The organism is Flavobacterium sp. RSSA_27, assembly GCF_051547125.1.
In the GTDB taxonomy this organism is placed as follows: domain Bacteria; phylum Bacteroidota; class Bacteroidia; order Flavobacteriales; family Flavobacteriaceae; genus Flavobacterium.
Window position 1 is genome coordinate 318,408 of sequence record NZ_JBPTTN010000003.1, and the last position, 22,504, is coordinate 340,911.

The 22,504-nt window shown below is 38.4% G+C and carries 14 protein-coding genes and 1 tRNA gene; 10 read left to right on the plus strand and 5 right to left on the minus strand.

The window, feature by feature from the left end:
- Positions 1 to 36 precede the first annotated feature (36 nt).
- From ACSVH5_RS06340 to ACSVH5_RS06350, 3 genes are all read left to right on the plus strand, one after another.
- The gene (locus ACSVH5_RS06340; RefSeq protein WP_438060606.1) at positions 37 to 1,254 is read left to right on the plus strand and encodes a patatin-like phospholipase family protein; all 1,218 of its coding nucleotides are present in this window, start codon (positions 37 to 39) and stop codon (positions 1,252 to 1,254) included.
- Positions 1,255 to 1,340: 86 nt separating this feature from the next.
- Positions 1,341 to 2,615 (plus strand): Y-family DNA polymerase, encoded by a 1,275-nt coding sequence (locus tag ACSVH5_RS06345; RefSeq protein ID WP_438060607.1) that lies wholly within the window; start codon positions 1,341 to 1,343, stop codon positions 2,613 to 2,615.
- The gene (locus ACSVH5_RS06350) at positions 2,606 to 3,046 is read left to right on the plus strand and encodes a LexA family protein (RefSeq protein ID WP_064715334.1); all 441 of its coding nucleotides are present in this window, start codon (positions 2,606 to 2,608) and stop codon (positions 3,044 to 3,046) included. The genes ACSVH5_RS06345 and ACSVH5_RS06350 overlap by 10 nt, the downstream gene beginning before the upstream one ends.
- A 38-nt stretch (positions 3,047 to 3,084) precedes the next feature.
- On the opposite strand, the gene ACSVH5_RS06355 is transcribed toward ACSVH5_RS06350, so the two are convergent.
- Both ACSVH5_RS06355 and ACSVH5_RS06360 read right to left on the minus strand, forming a co-directional pair.
- Positions 3,085 to 4,179, minus strand: coding sequence for a glycoside hydrolase family 53 protein (locus ACSVH5_RS06355; RefSeq protein WP_438060608.1), 1,095 nt, complete (start codon positions 4,177 to 4,179; stop codon positions 3,085 to 3,087).
- A 126-nt stretch (positions 4,180 to 4,305) separates the two neighbouring features.
- Positions 4,306 to 4,385 (minus strand) — tRNA-Leu (locus ACSVH5_RS06360).
- 279 nt (positions 4,386 to 4,664) lie between these two features.
- On the opposite strand from ACSVH5_RS06360, the gene ACSVH5_RS06365 reads away from it, so the two are divergent.
- From ACSVH5_RS06365 to pth, 3 genes are all read left to right on the plus strand, one after another.
- Positions 4,665 to 5,606 carry a ribose-phosphate pyrophosphokinase gene (locus ACSVH5_RS06365; RefSeq protein ID WP_438060609.1) on the plus strand — a complete coding sequence of 314 codons (942 nt, stop codon included), beginning with the start codon at positions 4,665 to 4,667 and terminating at the stop codon, positions 5,604 to 5,606.
- Between the two features lie 118 nt (positions 5,607 to 5,724).
- Positions 5,725 to 6,336 (plus strand): 50S ribosomal protein L25/general stress protein Ctc, encoded by a 612-nt coding sequence (locus ACSVH5_RS06370; protein ID WP_438060610.1) that lies wholly within the window; start codon positions 5,725 to 5,727, stop codon positions 6,334 to 6,336.
- A 511-nt stretch (positions 6,337 to 6,847) separates the two neighbouring features.
- On the plus strand, positions 6,848 to 7,417 hold the full coding sequence (pth, locus tag ACSVH5_RS06375; RefSeq protein WP_438060611.1) for an aminoacyl-tRNA hydrolase: 570 nt from the start codon (positions 6,848 to 6,850) through the stop codon (positions 7,415 to 7,417).
- Positions 7,418 to 7,470: 53 nt separating this feature from the next.
- On the opposite strand, the gene ACSVH5_RS06380 is transcribed toward pth, so the two are convergent.
- Positions 7,471 to 10,122 (minus strand): zinc-dependent metalloprotease, encoded by a 2,652-nt coding sequence (locus tag ACSVH5_RS06380; protein WP_438060612.1) that lies wholly within the window; start codon positions 10,120 to 10,122, stop codon positions 7,471 to 7,473.
- 183 nt (positions 10,123 to 10,305) lie between these two features.
- On the opposite strand from ACSVH5_RS06380, the gene ACSVH5_RS06385 reads away from it, so the two are divergent.
- The 4 genes from ACSVH5_RS06385 (at position 10,306) to ACSVH5_RS06400 (ending at position 14,331) form a co-directional block, all read left to right on the plus strand.
- Positions 10,306 to 11,265, plus strand: a complete 960-nt coding sequence (locus ACSVH5_RS06385; protein WP_438060613.1) for a bifunctional riboflavin kinase/FAD synthetase — start codon at positions 10,306 to 10,308, stop codon at positions 11,263 to 11,265.
- An 82-nt stretch (positions 11,266 to 11,347) separates the two neighbouring features.
- The gene (locus ACSVH5_RS06390; protein ID WP_438060614.1) at positions 11,348 to 11,788 is read left to right on the plus strand and encodes a hypothetical protein; all 441 of its coding nucleotides are present in this window, start codon (positions 11,348 to 11,350) and stop codon (positions 11,786 to 11,788) included.
- A gap of 496 nt (positions 11,789 to 12,284) precedes the next feature.
- Positions 12,285 to 13,370: a biotin synthase BioB gene (gene bioB, locus ACSVH5_RS06395; protein WP_438060615.1), complete on the plus strand. Its 1,086-nt coding sequence runs from the start codon at positions 12,285 to 12,287 to the stop codon at positions 13,368 to 13,370.
- Between the two features lie 88 nt (positions 13,371 to 13,458).
- Positions 13,459 to 14,331, plus strand: coding sequence for a cupin-like domain-containing protein (locus tag ACSVH5_RS06400; RefSeq protein WP_438060616.1), 873 nt, complete (start codon positions 13,459 to 13,461; stop codon positions 14,329 to 14,331).
- Positions 14,332 to 14,781: 450 nt separating this feature from the next.
- Here ACSVH5_RS06400 and ACSVH5_RS06405 read toward each other — a convergent pair whose 3' ends face one another.
- Positions 14,782 to 19,104 (minus strand): T9SS sorting signal type C domain-containing protein, encoded by a 4,323-nt coding sequence (locus ACSVH5_RS06405; protein ID WP_438060617.1) that lies wholly within the window; start codon positions 19,102 to 19,104, stop codon positions 14,782 to 14,784.
- 207 nt (positions 19,105 to 19,311) lie between these two features.
- The coding region (locus tag ACSVH5_RS06410) for a T9SS sorting signal type C domain-containing protein (RefSeq protein ID WP_438060618.1) at positions 19,312 to 22,504 on the minus strand (3,193 nt) is incomplete at its 5' end.

The window sequence follows — 22,504 nt, forward strand, 5'->3', positions numbered from 1 at the left end:
TTACTCCAATCCCATCTATTAACCAAACCAACCATTATGGCAAAACAAAACGGATCCAAAATGCCGGCCTCTAGAAAAAAGGCTTTTGAAAAACTCAACATCAACCCCAACAAAAGAGTTATTTTATGCCTAGATGGTGGCGGTATGAGAGGAATTTTAACCCTTCAACTGCTCAAAAAATTAGAAGCAACCGCTGGCATTCCTTGTTTTGAATTGTTTGATATGGTTTCAGGAACTTCTACTGGAGGCATCATCTCGGGACTCATAGCTTCTGGCTATACCGCTGCGATGATAGAAGAGAAATACAGTACACTAATCGAAGAAGTTTTTGACAAAAAACCCTTGGGCGACCGTTTTGTAAATCCTCCAAAATACCTAAAAGGCAATTACCGAAAATTACTTTTTAAAGAAATTCAAAACACTACCCTAGCCGAAAGTTGTGCCAAAACCGATATTGATTTGATGATTACGGCGCACGATATGACTGCTTCTGAAGAGACTTTTTTTAGTTGTTTCAAACAAAAAGACGGTAGTTTTTATGGAACCTACAAAGACGTATTACTCCGTGCCGTACTCGAAGCCACGATGAGTGCTCCTACTTATTTCAATCCACTTGAACGTTTTGTAGATGGTGGAACGACTACCTACAACAATCCTGTTCTTGCTGGATTTATGGAAGCCATTTCCTATAGCTTTCCCAAAGGCAAGGAAGAAGATTCTGCTTATGATATCACCAAATTATGCATTTTCAGTTTTGGTACCGGAATCTCCAGACAATTTGTACAACCCGATGCTACGCTCAAAATCAAAGGACTAGATATTACCTTTTGGCTGGAATGGCTGATGACACAAATGGGACAAGATTCTAGCGCTATGCAAGTAAACACCTTGCGCTCTCCAATAATTAATAAAATTATCGATTTTCGACGATTCCAAATTTCATTAGACCCTCTCTCTATCAAAAAAATACCAAACACCGACGGATTAGACCCCAAAAAATATCCTTCAAAATGGTTGCACGATGTAGATTATTCCATCTTGAACTCAATTGATATGGCCGATATTAATCGCTTTGATTTGATGCAAGTCATTGGTCAACAAATGGCCGAATACATCATCCAAAAAGGCGGCGCTTTTCAGAAAGATTTGGTCGACAGCAACAACAACGACGCTTTGGTGACTACGTTTGGCGACATTGAAAGGATTCAAAAACAAATGAGCGACCCCAATTGGTTGGATAATTTTCACGCCTAAAAGGAGTGGTTGTAACTTATCAACAGCTACAAAAAATTAACTATCGTTAGCTACTTACAGCAGTTCGAATGCTGTAAATTTGTGCTATGTATGCTTTAGTCGATTGTAATAATTTCTATGCTTCTTGCGAACGTGTTTTTCAGCCGAAACTCAACGGAAAACCCGTTGCGATATTATCCAACAACGATGGTTGTGTGATTTCTAGAAGTAATGAAGCCAAAGCCATTGGCATTCCTATGGGCGCACCTGCCTTTCAAATCAAAGACTTAATAAAAGAAAAAGAAGTCGCTGTCTTTTCTTCCAATTATCCTTTGTACGGCGATTTGAGTAATCGAGTAATGAACATATTGAATCAGTTCACACCAAATATAGAAATTTACAGTATAGACGAAGCCTTCCTGAATTTTGATGGCCTTTCAATTAAGGACTACCACAGCTACGGCCTTCAGATGAAAACCCGAGTACAAAAATGGGTGGGAATTCCGGTTTGCATTGGCTTTGCCGAAACCAAAGCACTCACTAAAGTCGCCAATAAAATTGCTAAAAAATTTCAAGATCGCACCCAAGGCGTCTATGTTATTGACTCCGAAGAAAAACGCATCAAAGCCCTAAAATGGACCAAAATTGAAGACGTTTGGGGCATTGGGTATCGCACGACCAAAAAAGCCAAACTGCGCAACATACAAACCGCACTAGATTTTGTACAACCGCAACACGAAGCTTGGATAAAAAGAGAAATGGGCGTTGTTGGCCTTAGATTGAAACAGGAATTAGAAGGCAAATCCGTATTAGATTTAGAACCTGTTGTGCTTCAAAAAAAGAGTATTGCCACTACAAGAAGCTTTCCAAAACAAATCGCAGAATTTGATTTACTTAGAGAACGCATCTCTACTTTTGCCGCAGTTTGTGCCGAAAAATTACGCAAACAACATTCCTGTTGCCATACCATTATCGAGATGTTGGTCATTGACAAACACTCGGTCAACGCCTCAAAATACTATTTCAATAAAGCCATAACATTACCTTATGCAAGCAATTCGACACTAACCATTTCCAACGCTGCCATCGCTTTACTGAAAGAATTGCACCAAGGCAACGAAGGCATTAAGTTCAAAAAAGCGGGAGTAATTGTGACCGAACTGATTGACGAAAACAAAAAACAACTGCATTTGTTCGAAGAAGAAAATCCAAAACACTTGGCTTTGATGCAAACCATCGATCAGCTCAATCGCAAAATTGGAATGACAAAAGTAAAATTGGCTACCCAAAATTTGAGTCTGACTTGGAACATGAATCAAAATCATTTGTCACCAAAATACACCACAAAGTTTAAAGAAATACTCGAAATACAATGTCTGTAAACAAAGAACAAAAGCTCACTTTCTTCCGTCCAGACTTCGAAAGTGAACTTCGAATACCGTATATCAATGAGGGCGTTTCGGCAGGATTTCCTTCGCCGGCAGCAGATTTTATGGAAACCAATATTGATTTGAACAAAGAATTGAGCGAAAATCCATTGGCTACATTTTACATCAAAGTCAAAGGCAATTCTATGATTGATGCCGGTATCAATGACAAAGATGTATTGGTCGTTGACCGAAGTTTGGAACCCAAAAACAACAAAATTGCAATTTGCTGTATTGATGGTGAATTTACCGTAAAACGCATTCAAGTCGAAAAGGATTGTATGTATTTGCTACCCGAAAACCCCAGCTATAAACCCATTTTAGTTACCGAAGAAAACCAATTGATCATTTGGGGTATGGTAACTTATGTGATTAAAAAAGTGTAGCGCTATTTTTTTTGAAAACAATTCTATTTTTTCCAAAATTAATTCTTGAACGCTTGCAAAACAGGTAACGATTTATTGTAAAAATCATAAAAAGCTTGATTTTCGAAAGTAGAACCATTAGTAGCTTGGTTGCCTTTGAAAGCTACCCATTCGCCTCCCCAATACGCAAATCCTTGTCCGTAAGTAGAGGATTTTACTAACTCTTTAATCGCCAAAATAAAGTTTTTTTGCCCTTCTGCCGTAGCTGGATAACCGGTAACCAATTGTGAATCTAAGCCAACAATATTATTCGTCCAGTCATTGAATCCTAAAGTAAAGGGATAAGCAGTTTCTGCAATCACTACTTTTTTAGAAAAGTTTTTTCCTAAGGCATCGATAGTGGTTTTTACCGTAGTCAAATCTTTCCCGTGCCAAATAGGATAATACGACAAACCGATATAATCATAATCAACATTTTTTACTTTAGTAAAAAACCAATTAGTATCTGTAGCCGAAACGCCTGCATAGTGAATCATAATTTTGGTAGTTGGCGCTTTGCTTCGAATAGTAGTACTCATTGTTTTTAACAAATCTATACATTGTGCTTCTTGATTGATTAAATGTCCTTGAGGCCAAAGCAATCCGCTATTGATTTCGTTCCCGATTTGGAAAATATCTGGATTGATTTCTGTCAAAATAGTTGAAGTATACGCGGCTACTGCTGCTTTCAAATCCGTAAAGGATAAATTTTTCCAAGCAGCTGGAGTGGTTTGAGCTGCTGGATCAGCCCAAGTGTCAGAGTAGTGAACCGTTAACCAAACTTTTAGACCCGCTTTTTTTACTCGTTGTGCTAGAGCTTTTACTTCTGTCAATCCAGAATGTCCATTGGCAGGGTCTTTCCACAATCGAATTCGAATGGTATTACAACCAGCAGTTTTTAATGTAGTCAACATGTCTTCGGTTTTTCCATTGTTGGTAAAAACGACACCTGCCGCTTCTATTTCTGGTAAAAAAGAAATATCAGCCGCTTTGATAAAATCACTTGTTACTACAGGTGGCGTAACGGTTCCGCCATCGCTTTTTTCGCTATCGCTAGAGCATGCTGTTTGTACTGCTAACCAACAACAAAAAAGTATTGTGAAAGTATTTTTCATATTTAGTATACTCTTGGATAAATTATGAAAGGTTTAGACAATTGATGTATAGTCCTTATTTAAAAGGAAATATAGCTAAAATTAAGTAAAAAGCATAAAAAAACCGCTTCTTTCGAAGCGGTTTTGTACCCGGAGCCGGAGTCGAACCGGCACGGTTTCCCACAGGTGTTTGAGACCAGCGCGTCTACCAATTCCGCCATCCGGGCTTAGCAGACTGAAATAACAACAGTTATTTCTCGCAATAAAGAGATGTTTAGTGGTAGCTAAACGTCTTTTCCTTTAACACGGTGCAAATGTAAAAAATAAAATTAAATGTTCAACTAAAAATACTTAAATTTTTCCTTTCAGTCTTGAATAAATTTTATAAATTTGCACCTCGTTAAAACGACACACACTAACTAACTACATCCGAGGCAAATACAACCACACTTTAATGAAATATTTCAGTACCATTGTAAGCGCATCGGAATAAAACAACACAATACATGTCACACCTAGAACCAGAAGCTAAAATTTTTGCGTGTTCACAAAGTGTATATCTTGCAGAACAAATTGCAAAAAATTACGGAATCCCTTTAGGGAAAGTTACCTTAGCTAAGTATAGCGATGGGGAATTTCAACCTTCTTATGAAGAGTCGATCAGAGGGTTACGCGTTTTTATTGTTTGTTCTACATTTCCAACGGCAGACAATTTGATGGAATTGTTAATGATGATAGATGCAGCCAAAAGAGCTTCAGCTAGACACATTACCGCAGTGATTCCTTATTTTGGTTGGGCGAGACAAGACCGAAAAGACAAACCAAGAGTTCCAATTGGAGCCAAACTAGTAGCTAATTTATTAGATGCTGCCGGGGCAACCCGAATCATGACCATGGATTTGCATGCCGATCAAATTCAAGGCTTCTTTGAAATACCGGTGGATCATTTATTTGCCTCTACCATCTTTTTGCCTTATGTAAAAAGTTTAGGGCTTGAAAACTTGACCATCGCTTCGCCCGATATGGGAGGTTCTAAAAGAGCTTATGCGTATTCTAAATTCTTAGAATCCGATGTGGTAATTTGTTACAAACAAAGAAAAGCTGCCAACATCATCGAATCTATGGAATTGATTGGAGAAGTAAGCGGCAAAAATGTAATTCTAGTAGACGACATGATCGATACAGGAGGTACACTTGCCAAAGCCGCCGATTTAATGATCGAAAAAGGGGCTTTGAGCGTACGAGCCATTTGTACACATGCAATTTTGTCTGGTAGCGCTTACGAAAAAATAGAAAATTCAAAATTAAGCGAGTTAATCGTTTCCGATTCTATTCCGTTAAGAAAAGAATCCAATAAGATAAAAGTGTTGAGTTGTGCACCACTTTTTGCCGAAGTAATGCACATGGTGCACCACAACAATTCCATTAGTGGGAAATTTATAATGTAGCATTAGTGAATAGCACTTAGTGATTAGTAATTAGCAAAAAAACAAGGCTAATCACTAATTACCAATTACTAATCACTCAAAAAGAAGAGTTTAATTAATAACTATTTAAATATTTACAATGAAATCGATTACAATTAAAGGATCAGAAAGAGAAAGCGTGGGCAAAGTGTCAACTAAAGCCTTACGTAATGCTGGATTGGTTCCTTGCGTATTATACGGAGGAAATCAAGCGGTGCATTTTTCAGCAGAAACTGCAGCTTTCAAAAACTTGGTTTACACTCCAAACGCGCACACAGTTGTGATTGAGTTGGCCAACGGAACTACGTACAATGCAATTTTGCAAGACATTCAAGTACACCCAGTATCTGACAGAATATTACACGTTGACTTCTTTCAAATCCACGAGGATAAAGAAATCACTATGGAAGTTCCAGTAAAAATCACTGGTAAATCTAAAGGTGTTATGGCAGGTGGTGATTTACGTATGAACAACCGTAAATTAAAAGTAAAAGCTTTACCTAAAAATCTTCCTGATTTTGTTGAAGCTGACATCACTCCATTAGACATGGGTAACAAATTGTATGTAACTAAAGTACCTACACCAAATTTCAAAATCATGCACCCAGACAACACTGTTATCTGTCAAGTGAAGATCTCTCGTGCGGCTATGAAAGCAGCTCAAGAAGCAGCAAAAGCAGCAAAAGCCCCTGCAAAAGGAAAGAAAAAATAATTTTTTTTCAATCTCTATACCAAAGCGTCAGTTACACAACTGGCGCTTTTTTTTAACCCAAAATCCGCATTAGACTTCGTAGGGAAACTGAATTATTCAATAAAAGCAAGAGCTCACGGACTATTTTTGAAGAAGGAAACAACGTTCAGCGAATACCTATATAAATATAAACCAATGAGCTACTACTTTTGTATTTTGAATTTAAAAATAGGAGAATCAAGCGTAGCGTATCTTGAACTCCTCTCAAAAAATATAAACTCGTGAAAAAAGTTCTTGGTTTTGAAGAAGAAATTCATTCACTTAACTCCGCCAAAAAATATAAAAATGGTGAAGTAATTTAGTTGTAGCAGATTTCTAATGCGGAATCTGGGTTTAACTTCTGCACTAAATACACTATTTTTGCAGCTTGATAAAAGGGACACAACAGTTGTTTTCATCTCCCAAAAAAACAAAGAAAGGAAGTAACAAGTAACCGGTGGTTCAAAAACACCAAAAAAACAATATTGGAAAAGTGAGTAAAAAATTTCTAATCGTCGGATTAGGCAACATTGGTGCCGAATATGTCAATACCCGTCACAACATTGGTTTTAAAGTGCTAGACTTCCTAGCTAGAAAAGAAAGCCTAGATTTTCAAACCGTAAAACTCGGCGCCTTGGCCGAATACAAATTTAAAGGCAAAACTTTTTTGCTTTTAAAACCCAACACTTACATGAACCTAAGTGGAAAAGCTGTAAAATATTGGATGGAAAAAGAAAACATCCCCTTAGAAAATATATTCATCATCACCGATGATTTAAACCTCTCCTTTGGCACCATTCGCATTCGCAAAAAAGGGAGTGACGGTGGGCATAACGGACTCAAAAACATCAATCAGGTCTTGAATACGCAAGACTATACTCGTTTTCGCTTTGGCATCAGCGATGAATTCAAAAAAGGACAACAAGTGGATTATGTATTAGGAGAATGGGATGATAACGAAAAAGCCAAACTACCCGAAAGACTCGAAATTGCTTCCGAAATTATCAAGTCATTTGGAACGGCAGGACTAGACAACACCATGTCTGCTTTTAATGGGAAATAAAAAAAGGGAAACAATTGCACCATTGTTTCCCTTTTTTAATTCCTTAAGCTCGTTTATTCCACCACAATTTTTTGTACTTGCTTTTTATTGCCCTCTTCAACGTTCACTACATAAATTCCTGGAGTTACTTTTTTTAAGTCGATAGATTCACTAAAATTACCGGTGTTTTCAAACGCTTTATGATATACTTTTCGCCCCAATAGGTCCAACACTGAAACTACAATTGGGTTATTGGACCCACTCGAGAACTCTATTTTAAAATTGCCGTTAGACGGATTTGGAAACAATTTAAAATCGGCTATAGCGAAATCCTCTGTGGCTAAAGTTGCTTTTTTAGTACAAATCGATACCGAGGCATTATTAATAGTTCCGCTGTCTACATCAGAAACATCTCTAACACGTAATCTCCAAACTCCAGCTGGATCTTGCCCATTAAAACTAGACAAAACGCCAGCAGGTGTAACCGTTTGAGGAGAACCATCGGCGCATTTAATATTCTGCCCATTATCATCAAAAGTAAGCACTAAGGTATTAGATGTACTTCCACAATTGCGTTGCAGCAACTTAACCGTAGTCTTTTGTGGGCTAACAATTTCAACTTCCACATCAGACAAATAGGAATGGGTTATTCCAAGCACCACATTCACATCTGTTATAGATCCAAGATTGGCAGGCACTACAATTTCTCTGGTTGTAAAGGAGCCAACTCCATCCGGTATAGCGATAGGAGTATCATAAACATAAGTCTTACAATCGGTTACTGTAGTATAACCAATTGCAAAAGCTGTAGCATTGATGGCATAAAAAACATTTCCTGTAGGCTCAATAAGTATTCTACAATTTTCGCCTGTAACTGCAGGTACTGTAATTACTTCGGAGCCATCATTTGGAGTAGTGTTGGCTAACACCGTAGGAAATGTTTTCCCTCCATCAGTTGATAATTTTATATTCACATTGGCAGCACCGGGGATTGTGTTGGTTCCATTGACACTCCAAGTTACCGTTTGACTAGTACTTGGATTCCAACTCAAATCCACAGTGTTTTGTGAAGTAACCGCAAAGGGTCCATTACTGGCATCAACTGTAATAATAGCCGTATCAGAAGCCGTTTGCCCGGCTCCCAATGCTGCATTATCTCTTGCAGTAACTACAAACGTAAGATCGCGAGACACACTACTTAGCGACTCCCATGTTGAACTTAGTTGGCCAGACACTACTTTTTCATATTCAGGAAAATACCTTTGTAAAGACTTAGTTGGTGGCAAAGAACGAAACATCGGCCCGTCGATTTTTTCAGGAAAAGCAATACTTTGGTTTCCTTGTGAGGTACTCGCCGAATCATTTTGCTCCCAAACATAGGTTTGTGCCGCCAAATTGGTTCCAGTTGCCGTTGCTTTCAGCGAAAAGGGTGTCATTTTTGGAATGGTAAAATCAGCACCTGCATCCACAGTAAAATTAGTTGTTGGAATGGTAGTCCGAACCGGACATTGCTTGGTTATCAAATTATCTTGAATTTGTTTTATGGAAGCGTAAACAAAATAATCATCCGAATTGGATTGAACATTATAATCCGTAACACCTGCATACCCCATAATTGTAGTACCGCTGCCGGGTTCAACACTGGTACCTTCACCCTCTAATTCAAACGAAAAAGTATGTGTTGCCCCCAATTGATGGCCAAATTCATGCGCTACAAAATCAATGTCAAACAAATCACCTTCAGGTCTATTGTTTGATGGAGAGGTATAAGCACTCCCTTTACCCGCCTCACAAATACAACCAATACAGCCCGCATTACCACCCCCACCAGAAGCCCCAAACAAATGGCCGATGTCATACTTATCTTCACCAATGATGTTAGTCAAAGTAGTTTGTAGTTCTTGATTCCATGAAATTGGTGCTTCTCCTCCACTTACTGCAGTATAAGGATCGGTGGATGCATTAGTAAAAATTACTTTTTCATTATCAGCAATAATAACTAGCCTCAAGGCCAAATCTCTATTGAAAACCCCATTGACTCTAGTCATCGTAGCATTCATTGCTGCCAACGCACCTTGAACAGTTCCACCATGATAAGCAGTATATTCTGCAGTACAAGATAGCGCCAAACGTAGCGTACGAAAAACACGATCATTAATCGTTGATTTGGCTGTTTTAGTAGTGATGTTTTTGGCCAATGCTTTATCTTCTGTACTACAATGTAATGGCAAGGCGCCTTTGGCTCTTTTATCGGATTGGTAAACTACATATTTATTAGCATCCCCTTTCATGGGCTCCATAAATTCGGTTTGGGAATCACTGCGCAAAATCATGGTTTGCACCTCGGAACCAGAGGTACTGAAATATACCGTGGCTTGAGTATCGGTTATTCCTCTACCGTAAAACGAACGAATAGTAGGATATTGCGCTTGTAATTGTGGATCAAAATTGGAGGCTTCCCAGACTAAAAACTGTTCCATTGCTCCCTTTGAATTAGGAAGAGTTAGTATGGTTTTAGTATTCTCAGCACTTTTACCGACAGCTGATTGCAAACTAGAAGTCCAACTAGACACTTCTAATTCATACACCCCTTCGAAAGGCCTTTCTTCCGACATTTGCAACTGAACATCTTGGGGCAAAGTGATTTTTTTCCAGAACCCTTGACTTTGTGCACTAGCCAAATTAGATACATAAAAAAATAGTAGGCACCATACAATTTTCTTCATTGGATAAGTATTTACTATCCAAAAATATAACAATTATATGAAAACTAGCTTTAAATCGATTTTTAGAACCAAATAAATTAAAATTTATCCCCAGAATTCAGCAAAAACAGCAGAAATGTCTTCTATGAATTTGTTTGTTATGTGATATAAAGCATAAATTTGCAGCTTTATAAATTAGTCATTTTGAAGATTTTTCATTCCATCAACGAATTTGTTAGCACTAAAAAAACCATCCTTACCTTGGGCACCTTTGACGGTGTTCATTTTGGCCACAAAACCATATTGAACAAGCTCACTCAAAACACTAACCATGGTGACTATGAAAGTGTGGTGCTTACTTTTTTTCCGCATCCTAGAATGGTGCTTCAAGAAAAATCAGCTATAAAATTACTCAACACTATCGATGAAAAAATCGAATTATTAGCAGATTTAGCCATAGAAAACCTAGTCATTCATCCCTTTGATACTGCTTTTTCCAAACTAACTGCTGAGGAATTTGTGAGAGATGTTTTGGTGCAACGGTTCAATATTCAAAAAATAATTATTGGGTATGATCATCGTTTTGGCAGCAATAGAACTGCCGATATTCATGACTTGATTAGGTATGGCAAACAATACAACTTTGAAGTAGAACAAATTACGGCTCAAGAAATTGATGCTATCTCTATTAGCTCTACCAAAATAAGAACAGCCATTCTAGAAGGTAATCTAGATCTTGCTAATGCTTACTTAGAATATCCTTATCCCCTGACGGGACTTGTAGTTAAAGGCAAACAATTAGGTAGAACCATTGGATTTCCTACCGCGAATATTCAAATTCCTGAGGATTTTAAGCTCATTCCAAAAAATGGAGTGTATGTAGTACAAAGCCATATCGGCAACGAAATTGTCTACGGAATGATGAATATTGGCACCAATCCTACTGTTGGAGGCGAAAAGCAAAGTATTGAGGTGCACTTTTTTGATTTTGATAAGGACTTATACCATCAAGTAGTAAAAATTTCTGTTTTACACCGCTTGCGTTCCGAACAAAAATTCCAAAATATTGACTTTCTAAAGGCTCAATTAATTAAAGATGAATACGAGGCAAGGGCTTATTGCGCTACTTATCCGTCACTGCACAAAAATAAACGATCCTACTAAATTTTCAGTCCTTTTTTTAAGTAACTTTATACCTATTGAATTGATATTCAATGCACTGAAGTCTTATTTAAAAAATTATGCCATGAAACTTTCCAAAGAATTCCAAAACGGCTTTCTCATTTTTTTGGGAATTGCTATTTATTTTTTGATCATGAACCTTGTTGGTTTGTCTGATGTATTTTACTTGCGCTTATTCAATACAATTTTTGTCTTTTACGGAGTCAATCGCTCTATTGTTATGAACATTCATGAAGGCAACGTATTATTGGCCAACAATGCAAAATCGGCCATGAAAACCTCCCTAATTGGTGTTTTTCTGAGCATCATGGGATTGATTGCCTATAGCTATTTTCAAGGAGGCGATTCCTATGTTCAATCCTTATCGAAAACCTTTTTATTTGGAGGAAGTCCTTCGGTGATGACCTACAGTATTTGCTTATTGTTTGAAGGAATTGCCTCCTCGGTAGTCGTTACAATGCTTTTACTCTTATATTGGAACAACCGCATGGTAACCGATTACTAGTCGGCCAATAAAAAATGCTTTTTAGCAGGGAAAAAGCATGAATTTAAAAAAAATAGTCACAACCCGATCGGCAGCGAATTGGCGAAGCAATTACGCAAACAAACACACATTAGAATAGCATATATAGCACAAATCTGCCAAAGAAAGATACGATTCGTGTCATTCGAATTTTACTATAACAAATAGTAGTGCGTAGTAGTGTCATTCTATCAAACACTTTTTTAAATCTATGAAATCTCCATTAAAAACAGGTTTGTTGCAAACAAACACCAATAATAAAAGGCGATACCATATATGACCTATAAAAAATAAAATTTACATATATGAAAATCAGCGAATCAGCGGTAAACAAATTTAGCCAAGCTGCCGTCAAAGTTTTTCCACTTTCTTGAAATTCGTGGCGAAAAAATAAATGGTGCGTTTGCCCTGTGGTTTTTAGCACAGCATTGCTACTTAAAAACTATTTGATTACTTTTGTGGCACTAAAAATGCACCTATGAACAGTATCAAACACAATTGGACCAAAGAAGAAATCATTGCCATATATAACAAACCTTTAATGGATCTGCTTTATGAAGCAGCTACGGTTCATAGAACACAACACGATCCAAATGTTGTTCAAGTGTCTACCTTACTTTCAATTAAAACCGGTGGCTGCCCTGAAGACTGTGGCTATTGTCCGCAAGCCGCTAGATATCACACGGATATTGAAGGGAATGATTTGATGTCTGTTAGTCAAGTAAAAGCGCAAGCATTAAGAGCAAAATCAGGAGGCTCCTCAAGAGTTTGTATGGGTGCGGCTTGGCGAAATGTGAAAGACGGACCTGAATTTGATCAAGTTTTGGAAATGGTGCGTACCATCAACAAACTAGACATGGAAGTTTGTTGTACGTTGGGAATGCTTACCGAAAACCAAGCCAAACGATTAGCAGAAGCAGGACTATATGCCTACAATCATAACTTAGATACCTCTGAAGAATATTATAAAGAAGTAATTTCAACTCGTGGTTTTGAGGATCGTTTACAAACAATTGAAAACGTACGTAAAACTAATGTAACCGTTTGTAGTGGCGGAATTATCGGCATGGGAGAAAGCATTGAGGATCGTGCTGGCATGCTAGTGGCTTTAGCAACGTTGAACCCTCAACCAGAATCTGTGCCTATTAACGCCTTGGTTGCCGTTGAAGGAACCCCACTAGAAGAAGAAAAACCAGTTGAAATTTGGGAAATGATTCGAATGGTTGCTACTACCCGAATCGTGATGCCAGAAACACAAGTTCGTTTATCTGCTGGACGAATGAACATGAGTAGAGAAGGACAAGCCTTATGTTTCTTTGCTGGTGCGAACTCTATTTTTGCTGGTGACAAATTGTTGACCACTCCCAATCCCGATGTAAATGAAGACATGAAAATGTTTGAAATGCTTGGATTAACTCCACAAAAACCTTTTATTAAAATTATGCAGCCCGAAACCGTAGAAGCAGCGGATTCACAATATACTGCTTTGGGCGAAAAGCCAAAATGGTCAAGACCAGGTCATACCATCGAAAAAAATATCGAGGCCGCTGTTAAGAATAAGTAAAAATATTTTACCATAAATTAAAGCTTTATTACATTTGCTCTTAGTCTTATAAACTAAGAGCTTTTTTTTTAATTTTTAATTTCCATTTATGAAACTGAATCTTACTGAAATTGAACGCGTTGAAACCATTTCTAAAGAGGATTTTTATAATCATTACATTAAAAAACAAAAGCCCTTAGTCATCCAAAAACTGACGCAAGATTGGCCTGCTTACGAAAAGTGGCATCTCAATTACATCAAAGAGGTAGCTGGAGACAAAACAGTACCCTTATATGACGATCGTCCTGTATCGCATAAAGAAGGATTTAATAGCGCCCATGCCACCATGAAAATGGCCGATTATATAGATTTATTACAGTCCAAACCTACCAATTACCGCATTTTCTTATACGAATTGATGAAAGAAGTGCCCATCCTTCAAAATGATTTTAAATGGCCAAAAATAGGATTGAAACTAGTCAAACAATTGCCCATGTTGTTTTTTGGAGGTGAAAACTCCAAAGTCTTTATGCATTACGACATTGACTATTCTAATATTTTGCATTTCCATTTTCATGGTAAAAAACAATGCATTCTTTTTGCCCCTGATCAAACACCTTATCTCTACAAAGTTCCGCACGCCTTAATCGCGAGAGAAGATATTAATTTTGATGACCCCGATTTTGATAAATTTCCAGCCTTACAAAAAGCAAAAGGACTTATTACTACTTTAGAGCATGGAGAAATGCTCTATATGCCAGAAGGATATTGGCATTATATGAAATACCTTACACCTGGATTTTCAATGAGTTTGAGAGCTTTTCCTAGAAGAATTCCAAATTTGTCTAAAGCTGTTTACAATGTTTTTGTTATGCGATATTTTGACAATGCAATGCGAAAAATTAAAGGACAAGCATGGATTGATTATAAAAACGAAAAAGCAATCACTGATACTCATAACTACTTGGCTAAAGAGCGTTAATCACAGTAAAATAGTGGCAAAATTTAAGCACTAAGAAGGCTCAATGCACTCAAAATTTAACCGCAAAGTTCGCAAAGAATTACGCAAGGAGCGCAACGTTTTAATCTGTGAAAATCTGTGTAATCTGTGTCATTTTTTACCGCAAAGTTCGCAAGGGATTACGCAAGGGGTGCAACGATTTAATCTGTGAAAATCTGTGTCTTTTTTTACCGCAAAGTTCGCAAAGAATTACGCAAGGAGCGCAACGTTTTAATCTGTGAAAATCTGTGTAATCTGTGTCTTTTTTTTACCGCAAAGTTCGCAAAGAATTACGCAAGGGGTGCAAAGTTTATCCGTACTTCTTTGTGTAGCTTCGTGACTGCTTCGTGAGGCTTTGTGGTAAAAATGTAACCGCAAGGAACGCAAAGTTTAAACGATTAACCAATTAAACGGTTAACCGATTAATCTGCTCTAGAAAACAATCTTCTTGTTACTGATGGCGCCGTTAGCTAAAATAGTTTTTACAATCAAAGTTTGGTCACTCGAAGGCAAAGTTGCAATTGACCATTCTTGTGCATTGATTTTAGCTTTTTCGTAAATTTTTCTACCTAACAAATCAAATATTTGTACTTGTACTATTGCATCAGCTGAAGAAATCAGCGTGATTTTTTTGTTTTTAACACTTACTACAAGTGATTGATCTGCTATTTCCTTATCATCGGTTCCTAAAGTTTTGTTGGTGTATTTCAACACAAATCGATCGTTCTCCACTCCTTTTATGGCTGTAAAAGTGTACTTAACTTTGGTCAATTCATGAAGTGTGTTGGTCTTTTTGTCCTCTAACCAAATCTCTTGAGTTGCCAAAGCCCCGTCTGTAGTATCGATACTGATATCGAATGTACCAGCGATAGTACTTCGATATCCTAAAGGCACTTCGTCGGTATTTTCAAAAGGTAACGCACGCCCTTGAATGGTCAAGTTTTGACCTTGGTTGATACTGTAAAAATCTACAAACTCTTGTCCGTCAAAAGTGGGTCCGTCATACAAATTATCCCAATCATTGGTTGCACCGGTGATGTAGCCTACTAGCAATTGTTTGAAAGCCCCTCCGCTATTGGTCAAATTCAACCACACACGGTTTTTTTCTATAGCCGTCGTTTTTTTAGTACTGTCTTGTTTGAAGAATTGGGTGTTGTTCCCTGCTACCCTCATCGCATTGGTAAATTGAAAACTTCCTGCTGTTGCATTTCCAACAAAAAACGATTGGCCAGCTCCAATGTATCGAGTGGGTGCAGCTATACCGCTTGGGGAAGTAGTGACTCCTGTGCCAACTCCACCAGTTAAGGTGTAAGTAGCGTAATCATCAGCAGTATAGGCATTATTAGTAATTGCTGTTTTGTGCGTCCAGAAATACAAAGCACCATAAATAATACTTTTGTTATTAGGATCAGTCATAAACAAATCGGCATCGATTGCTGAAGGATAGGGATTTCCAATCAAATTGTATTGGTCTGTACCTACTCCAAAAGAGTAATTCCCATTATTTGGAACACCTTTGAAAGCTACCGGCTGTGCATAAGTGGGAGTATTCCAATTTTCTCCATTTGGATAGGTAGTTCCAGGTTTTGGCACACGAATGATATACCCTTCGCCAGGTGTCATAACTCCAGTATGCAATAACCAACCGTTAATAGGATCATATCTAAAATACTTATCTGCTAAGGTATTGGGTGACAAAGCCACTATATTTTGCCCTGTTACTGGTGAGGACCAATACGTAAAATCGAAATTCTTCATGGGCGCAGAAATTCGGCGGTATTCAATCGTTCCTGTATTCACAACATTGGTTGTTTGTACCAAACTAGCATTGTTTTCGAAAATCAATTGACCGTTAGTAGTTACGGCGTTAGTGATTGTCAAAGTAACTCCTGATGGAACGGTTACTACAACACCTGAATTTATAGTCAATGCACAAGCTGTCATATTTGAACCGACTGTAAAAGGACCGTTTATGATTGCATTTTTAGTGGCATCTGGAAAGCCATTGCTCCAAGCCGTTCCATTCCAAGTGGTACTTGAGGCATCAGCTATAGCTATACTACCAGTGGGTAAGGACACACAAGGGCTTCCACTACTTGAAACTGTAAAAGCATAGCTTCCCACACCTAGACCAGTGACAGTATGAACAGGTGCAGTCCCTGAATAAGTTGCAGGTGTAGTACCGGATTGTGTAATGGTCCAATTGGCTGGTAAACCGCTTAATACTACACTTCCTAATACAGAGCAAGTAACATTGATTACTGTGTCCACTGTAGGGGTTGCAGGCAAAGCAGTAACGGAAATTGTAGCTGAACCACTTGTAAAAGAGGTGTTTCTTACACAACCATTGGCATCTGTTACTGAGACTAAGGTATAAGTAGTGTTGGCTGTTACCGGTGAAGTAAATGTTGCGAAAGGAGTTCCACTTACTACATTAGTTACCGTTCGATTGGCAACACCATCATTATAAATCACAGTAAAAGGCCCAGTACCTGCAGTAGCTGTCCAAGTTAATTGACCAGATCCTGTTGAACAAAAAGGACCATTAGCCGTTAAACTCCCTTGTGGCAGTGGATTTACCGTCAAAGTAATTGCTTTTGTAGAGGAACAATTTGCATTTGTGATAATCAATGTACCCGAATAGGTTCCGGCTGGGGTTCCGGCTGGGACAATAATTCCAGTCAAACTACCTCCAGTAGTAAATGAAGTAGAAGCTTGATCCGCCAAGGTATCCCAATCAATTCTATAACTTGTTGGTGAATTAGTTGTGGTAGTATAAGCCAAAGTCGTGTTTTGGGCACTTGAACTTTGACAAACTGCTGCCACTACAGCAGGTGTTGCTGCAGTAGTTATAGTAGGACCGTTTGTACTAGTACTATTTACATAAGTAGTAGAACTTGAGACACAACCTCCTGCCGTTGTCACAGTTACTGTGGCTTGATTCAAACCATTCAAAGTAAAGGTTACTATTGGATTTTTGATGTTTGTTGCAGAAAAGGTGGCGCCAGACGATCCAGTCCATGAATAAGTTACCCCTGAAGTTGGTACATTATCAACATCTAATTGCACTGGTGTTCCTACACATGAAAGTAAAGTATTAAAAATTCCTTTTGGGATGGTGGTGGCAAATGGAGTCACTTGACTCGTAGGCACCAAAACTATATTATCGATTATCGTTCCATACGTTTGGTTTGTAGCTAAATGATTGTAAAAATCCAAAGTAATTGAAGCGCTCGTAGGAGTAAACGTGAAAGCACCTATTTGAGGAATGGAACTAGTAGTACCTAAAATTAATGGGGAAGTTACTATAGTTCCTTGAATTACATCAACGGTAACCCCTGATGGTGAAGGTGCTTGAGAGCCATTTCTACGGGCATAAATAAAACTTAGTGTATAGGAAACCCCAGGTACTACAGTAACGGTTTGTCGAAGTGATGCTCCAGCATCTAATTCAGCAGTGTACCCAGTATTACCGGTACTAAAATAAGTGTCTTCTGGATACGTCTCTACATAAGTTCCTTTTTTAGGGGTAAAAACCCAGCCAACTGCAAGGTTAAATCCTGTGGCGGCATTAGTAAAATCACCATTAGTAATTAAATTATTCACACAAGTACTTGAAGATACATTTAGTATCCCTGTAGAAGCAGCAAAAAAAGTGTTATCAGTATTTGGTGCAACAGAACTAGTACTTCCCCAACTTCCAACAGCTTTACTAGAGCCTCCTAAACTTAGTCCGTTTGAATAATGGGTAAAGATCCCTAGGTTTACTCTTGCTGAAGTTTCAATTGAAAAAATAGTATTCATTGTCTTTGCATTATTTAAGGTAATGACACCTGTATTTTTAATAACCACCCCACCTGTTCCAGAAAAAGTTGATGGCCATTCTACCCCAGTAGTTCTTGCCGTTACTGTATTATACTGTAAAGTAGCGGCAGTACCATAAGTTGGCACCACAGATGCTGTCGCAGTTCCTTCCATAGAAAGAATTCCGTTAACGGTCACACCTGTTGTTGTTTTGGTACCACTCCCAGAAAGAATCAGGTTGTTATAGGTACCTGTACTAACTGTTTGGGCAATTCCATTAAATTCTACTGATCCTCCCCAAGATTTTCCTGTAGGTATTGGAGTTGTAGCAATATTTTGAGTTTGTATTGTCCCTAAGTTGTTTAGTACCGTAAGTGATCCTAACAATTGATTGGTTCCCATATTGAGTGTAACAGCATTTGCTGTTGTCAAAGCTCCATTTACAGTTAAATTACCGTTAGCTGTTTTTACCCCACTCCCTGATAAGGTTAGATTATTATAAGTATAGGTTCCTATTGTTTGTGCACCCGTGTTATTGTAGTTTACAGTACCTGCCCCTGCACTAAATGTAGCGCCACTATTAAAATTACCGCCAATATTTAAAACACCAGTAGTCATTTCAACTTGAGAATTTGCTGCGCCAGGAACTGAAATGTTCCCGATAACATTTAAAGTAGAGGAATTGATCTTAAGAATAGCTGTATTTGCTCCTGCAGATCCATTTATCGTCAAAGAGGCACAGCTTTCGTTTTGAGTAAGGTTTAAAACATGTTTATTATCAACTATTACATTATCATCAGCATCAGGAATACCATCTGAATCTGTACCACTGCTTAAAGTCCAAGTAGTGGAGGCATTCCAATTTCCTGTTTGAGAAGTTGTAAATGTAGCTTGAGCATTAACCAACCCTATCATAAAAAATAAGAGCGCACTAAATAGTATTCTTTTCATAAAAAATAAGTAGTCAATTTTAACAATGAAACCAAATAAAGCAGCAGAAACCATGCCTTTCCCCATTTGGAAATCGGCGCAAAAGTAACTAATAAATAGGTTATATAAAGTTAAAAAAGAGGCCGTCTAACAATAAAAATCACTATAAAAACAATAACCCTTTCAAAGCATTCACTATGAAAGGGTTAGATTAAAAAAAAAGTTTTTTTATAAGATAATTTTCTTGGTACTAATGGTACCGTTGGCCAAAGTGGTTTTCACAATCAAGGCTTGATCCTTTGTTGGCAGACCTGTAATGGACCAATTTTGCGCATTGATATTGGATTTTGTATATACCAATCTTCCTAACAAATCAAATACTTGTACTTGCGCAATAACCTCTGCTGTAGAAGTAATTACCGCCTCTTTGGAAGTAACAGTTACCAATACATTTTTATTGGTAGAAGGTTTGTTGACCAAAGTAGCATTGGTGTATTTCAAAACAAAACGGTTATTCTCTACCCCGTTGATGGCTGTAAACGTGTACTTGCCTTTGGTTAAATCATGGATCGTATTCGTTTTCTTGTCTTGCAACCAAATCTCTTGACTCGCTAGTACTCCGTCTCTATTATTTATACTGATATCAAAGGTGCCTGCAATCGTACTGCGATACCCCAAAGGCACTTCATCGGCACTGTCGAATGGTAAAGCACGTCCTTGAATGGTGAGATTTTGCCCTTTATTGATACTATAAAAATCGATGTAAGGTTGCCCATCAAAAGTGGGACCGTCATACAAATTATCCCAATCGTTGGTCGCTCCCGTAAGGTAACCCACCAATAATTGCTTGAAAGCACCTTGACTGTTCGACAAATTCAACCACACACGGTTTTTCTCGATAGTCGCAGTTTTTTTGGTACTGGCTTGTTTGAAGAATTGGGTGTTGTTGCCTGCCACTCGCATCGCATTGGTAAATTGAAAACTTCCTGCTGCTGCATTACCCACAAAAAACGATTGGCCAGCGGCTATGAAACCATTGGGTGTACTTGTATTTATTCCAGGACTTGCAGCTGGACCCGAAGGCGGCCCGGTTGCAGTTCCTCCTGTGATATTAAAAGTTGCATAATCATCAGCCGTATATACATTATTGGTAATAGGGGTATTGTGCGTCCAAAAATACAACGGACCATAAATAATAGCGCTATTGTCCTGCATAAACCTTGTAGCATCGATAGCGGATGGATACGGGTTCCCAATCAAATTATACTCATCTGCACCTACTGCAAAAGAGTAATTCCCGTTGTTGGGCACCCCTTTGAAGGCTACGGGTTGAGAATAAGGCATGGTAACTGTTTCGGGATAAGGAAGTCCATAGGTTCCAGGTTTAGGAGTACGAATAATAAACCCAACCCCTGGCTTCATTTCTCCAGCATCAAAAACCCATCCAGTAGTAGCATTGTATCTGAAGTACTTATCCCATAAAGTATTTGGGGACAAATTTTTGGCAGTCTGTTTTGGTACAACAATACCATCTCCCCAAACTGGAGAAGACCAATACGTAAAATCGAAATTCTTCATTGGGGCAGAAATACGGCGGTATTCTATAGCACCTGTGTTAGTTGCATTGGTAGTTTGTACCAAACTTGCATTGTTTTCAAAGATTAATTGACCGTTGTTGGTAACAGCATTCGTGATCGTTAAAGTCACTCCTGATGGTACTGTTGCAGTTACACCTGAACTAATAGTTAAGGCACAAGCTGTCAAATCTGTAGTGAAAGGAGCATTTGGAGAGACACCGGTAATTATCGCGTTTTTAGAGGCATTTGGCGGCCCATTGCTCCAAGATGTAGACAAACCATCCCAAGTGGTACTGGAATCGTCTTTGATTGTAACCGCAATTGGTAATGAAGTACAATTGGTATTACTTACTGTAAAAGTATAGTTTCCTGCAACTAATTCGGTAACCGTAAAGCTTGTTCCTGTTGCAGTATAACTGTCCGACGAAGTACCCGATTGAGCAATTGTCCAACCATTTTGCAAACCACCTAATTCAACAGACCCTAATGAAGTACAAGTAACATTGTTTTGTGAAACAATACTTGGAGCACTAGGAGTGCTATTAACGGTTACAGGTTTTGCAGCTGCTACAGTCCCAAAATCATTGGTAATTTCCACCCTTACCTCTCCTGAAACAGCTGATGAAGAAAAGTCAACTATAATTGATCGAGGTCCTAGACTGCCTTCTCTAAAAACTGCCCCAGTAGGAACAGTCCATTCATAATCCTTCACAAAATTGTCTACAGAATACACTACCCCTTGTTGCCCTTGACAAACAGTTAAAGGCCCTTCAATAGTTGGTGGAGAGGGTGAATCACCTACAAAAATATCGAACTTATCAGAATCTTGTCCAATACAAGCGCTATTAATTCCTTTTACCTTCAAATAACCAACAAACTTTGTTGGCTTAAAAGTTAGAGAGTCTGTTGCTGTAGTAAAAGTATTTACTATAACATCAGAACTATCATAGTACGTCCAAACATAGGAGGTAGCATTGGCAATTACTGGAACAGTATAAGTTGCTGAACTACCTGATATAACATAAGTTGCTCCACTGATATTACCTGCATTTGCTACATTTGGTAAAACGTCAATGGTCATAGTAGCTGTAGTCGCACATTGTCCTGCAGTTGGCGTAAAAGTATAGGTTGTTGTTGCTGTATTGTCCAACGCTGGTGACCAGGTTCCTGTGATTCCGTTAGTAGAAGTCGTTGGCAAAGCCGATAAAGTCGCTCCCGAACAGATTGGCGCAACTTGGGTAAAGGTTGGGGTTACATTTGGATTTACCGTGATGGTCATAGTAGCTGTAGTAGCACACAATCCTGCATCTGGCGTAAAAGTATAGGTTGTTGTTGCTGTATTGTCCAACGCTGGTGACCAAGTTCCTGTGATTCCATTGTTTGATGTTGTTGGTAAAGCAGATAAAGTGGCTCCCGAACATATTGGCGCAACTTGGGTAAAGGTTGGCGTTACAATTGGATTAACTGTCATTGCCAAACCCGAACTTGTAGCTGGAGAACCTGTTAAACATGGCGAAGCATTAGAGGTCATTATACAAGCAATTACATCTGTATTCACAAAATCTGTCCCAGAAACTCCTGTATAGGTTACAGAAGTAGCTCCACTAATATTTGAACCATTTTTAGTCCATTGGTATGCTGGGGAAGCTCCTCCATTGGTTGGGGTTGCTGCAAATGTTACTGATGTTCCTGAACATGAAACCTGTGTTCCTGCTGTAATAGCAATACTTACAGTCGCAGGTAAATTTGGATTAACTGTTACTGTTGAAGACCCGGACAATGTCTGAGTACATGAAGTAGTCGGATTATTTATCGAAACTAAATTCAAGGTTTGATTTGATGTA

Coding starts and splice junctions, on each gene's coding strand:
- ACSVH5_RS06340 (WP_438060606.1), top strand. CDS start 37: ATGGCAAAACAAAACGGATCCAAAATGCCGGCCTCTAGAAAAAAGGCT.
- ACSVH5_RS06345 (WP_438060607.1), top strand. CDS start 1,341: ATGTATGCTTTAGTCGATTGTAATAATTTCTATGCTTCTTGCGAACGT.
- ACSVH5_RS06350 (WP_064715334.1), top strand. CDS start 2,606: ATGTCTGTAAACAAAGAACAAAAGCTCACTTTCTTCCGTCCAGACTTC.
- ACSVH5_RS06355 (WP_438060608.1), bottom strand. CDS start 4,179: ATGAAAAATACTTTCACAATACTTTTTTGTTGTTGGTTAGCAGTACAA.
- ACSVH5_RS06365 (WP_438060609.1), top strand. CDS start 4,665: ATGTCACACCTAGAACCAGAAGCTAAAATTTTTGCGTGTTCACAAAGT.
- ACSVH5_RS06370 (WP_438060610.1), top strand. CDS start 5,725: ATGAAATCGATTACAATTAAAGGATCAGAAAGAGAAAGCGTGGGCAAA.
- ACSVH5_RS06380 (WP_438060612.1), bottom strand. CDS start 10,122: ATGAAGAAAATTGTATGGTGCCTACTATTTTTTTATGTATCTAATTTG.
- ACSVH5_RS06390 (WP_438060614.1), top strand. CDS start 11,348: ATGAAACTTTCCAAAGAATTCCAAAACGGCTTTCTCATTTTTTTGGGA.
- bioB (WP_438060615.1), top strand. CDS start 12,285: ATGAACAGTATCAAACACAATTGGACCAAAGAAGAAATCATTGCCATA.
- ACSVH5_RS06400 (WP_438060616.1), top strand. CDS start 13,459: ATGAAACTGAATCTTACTGAAATTGAACGCGTTGAAACCATTTCTAAA.
- ACSVH5_RS06405 (WP_438060617.1), bottom strand. CDS start 19,104: ATGAAAAGAATACTATTTAGTGCGCTCTTATTTTTTATGATAGGGTTG.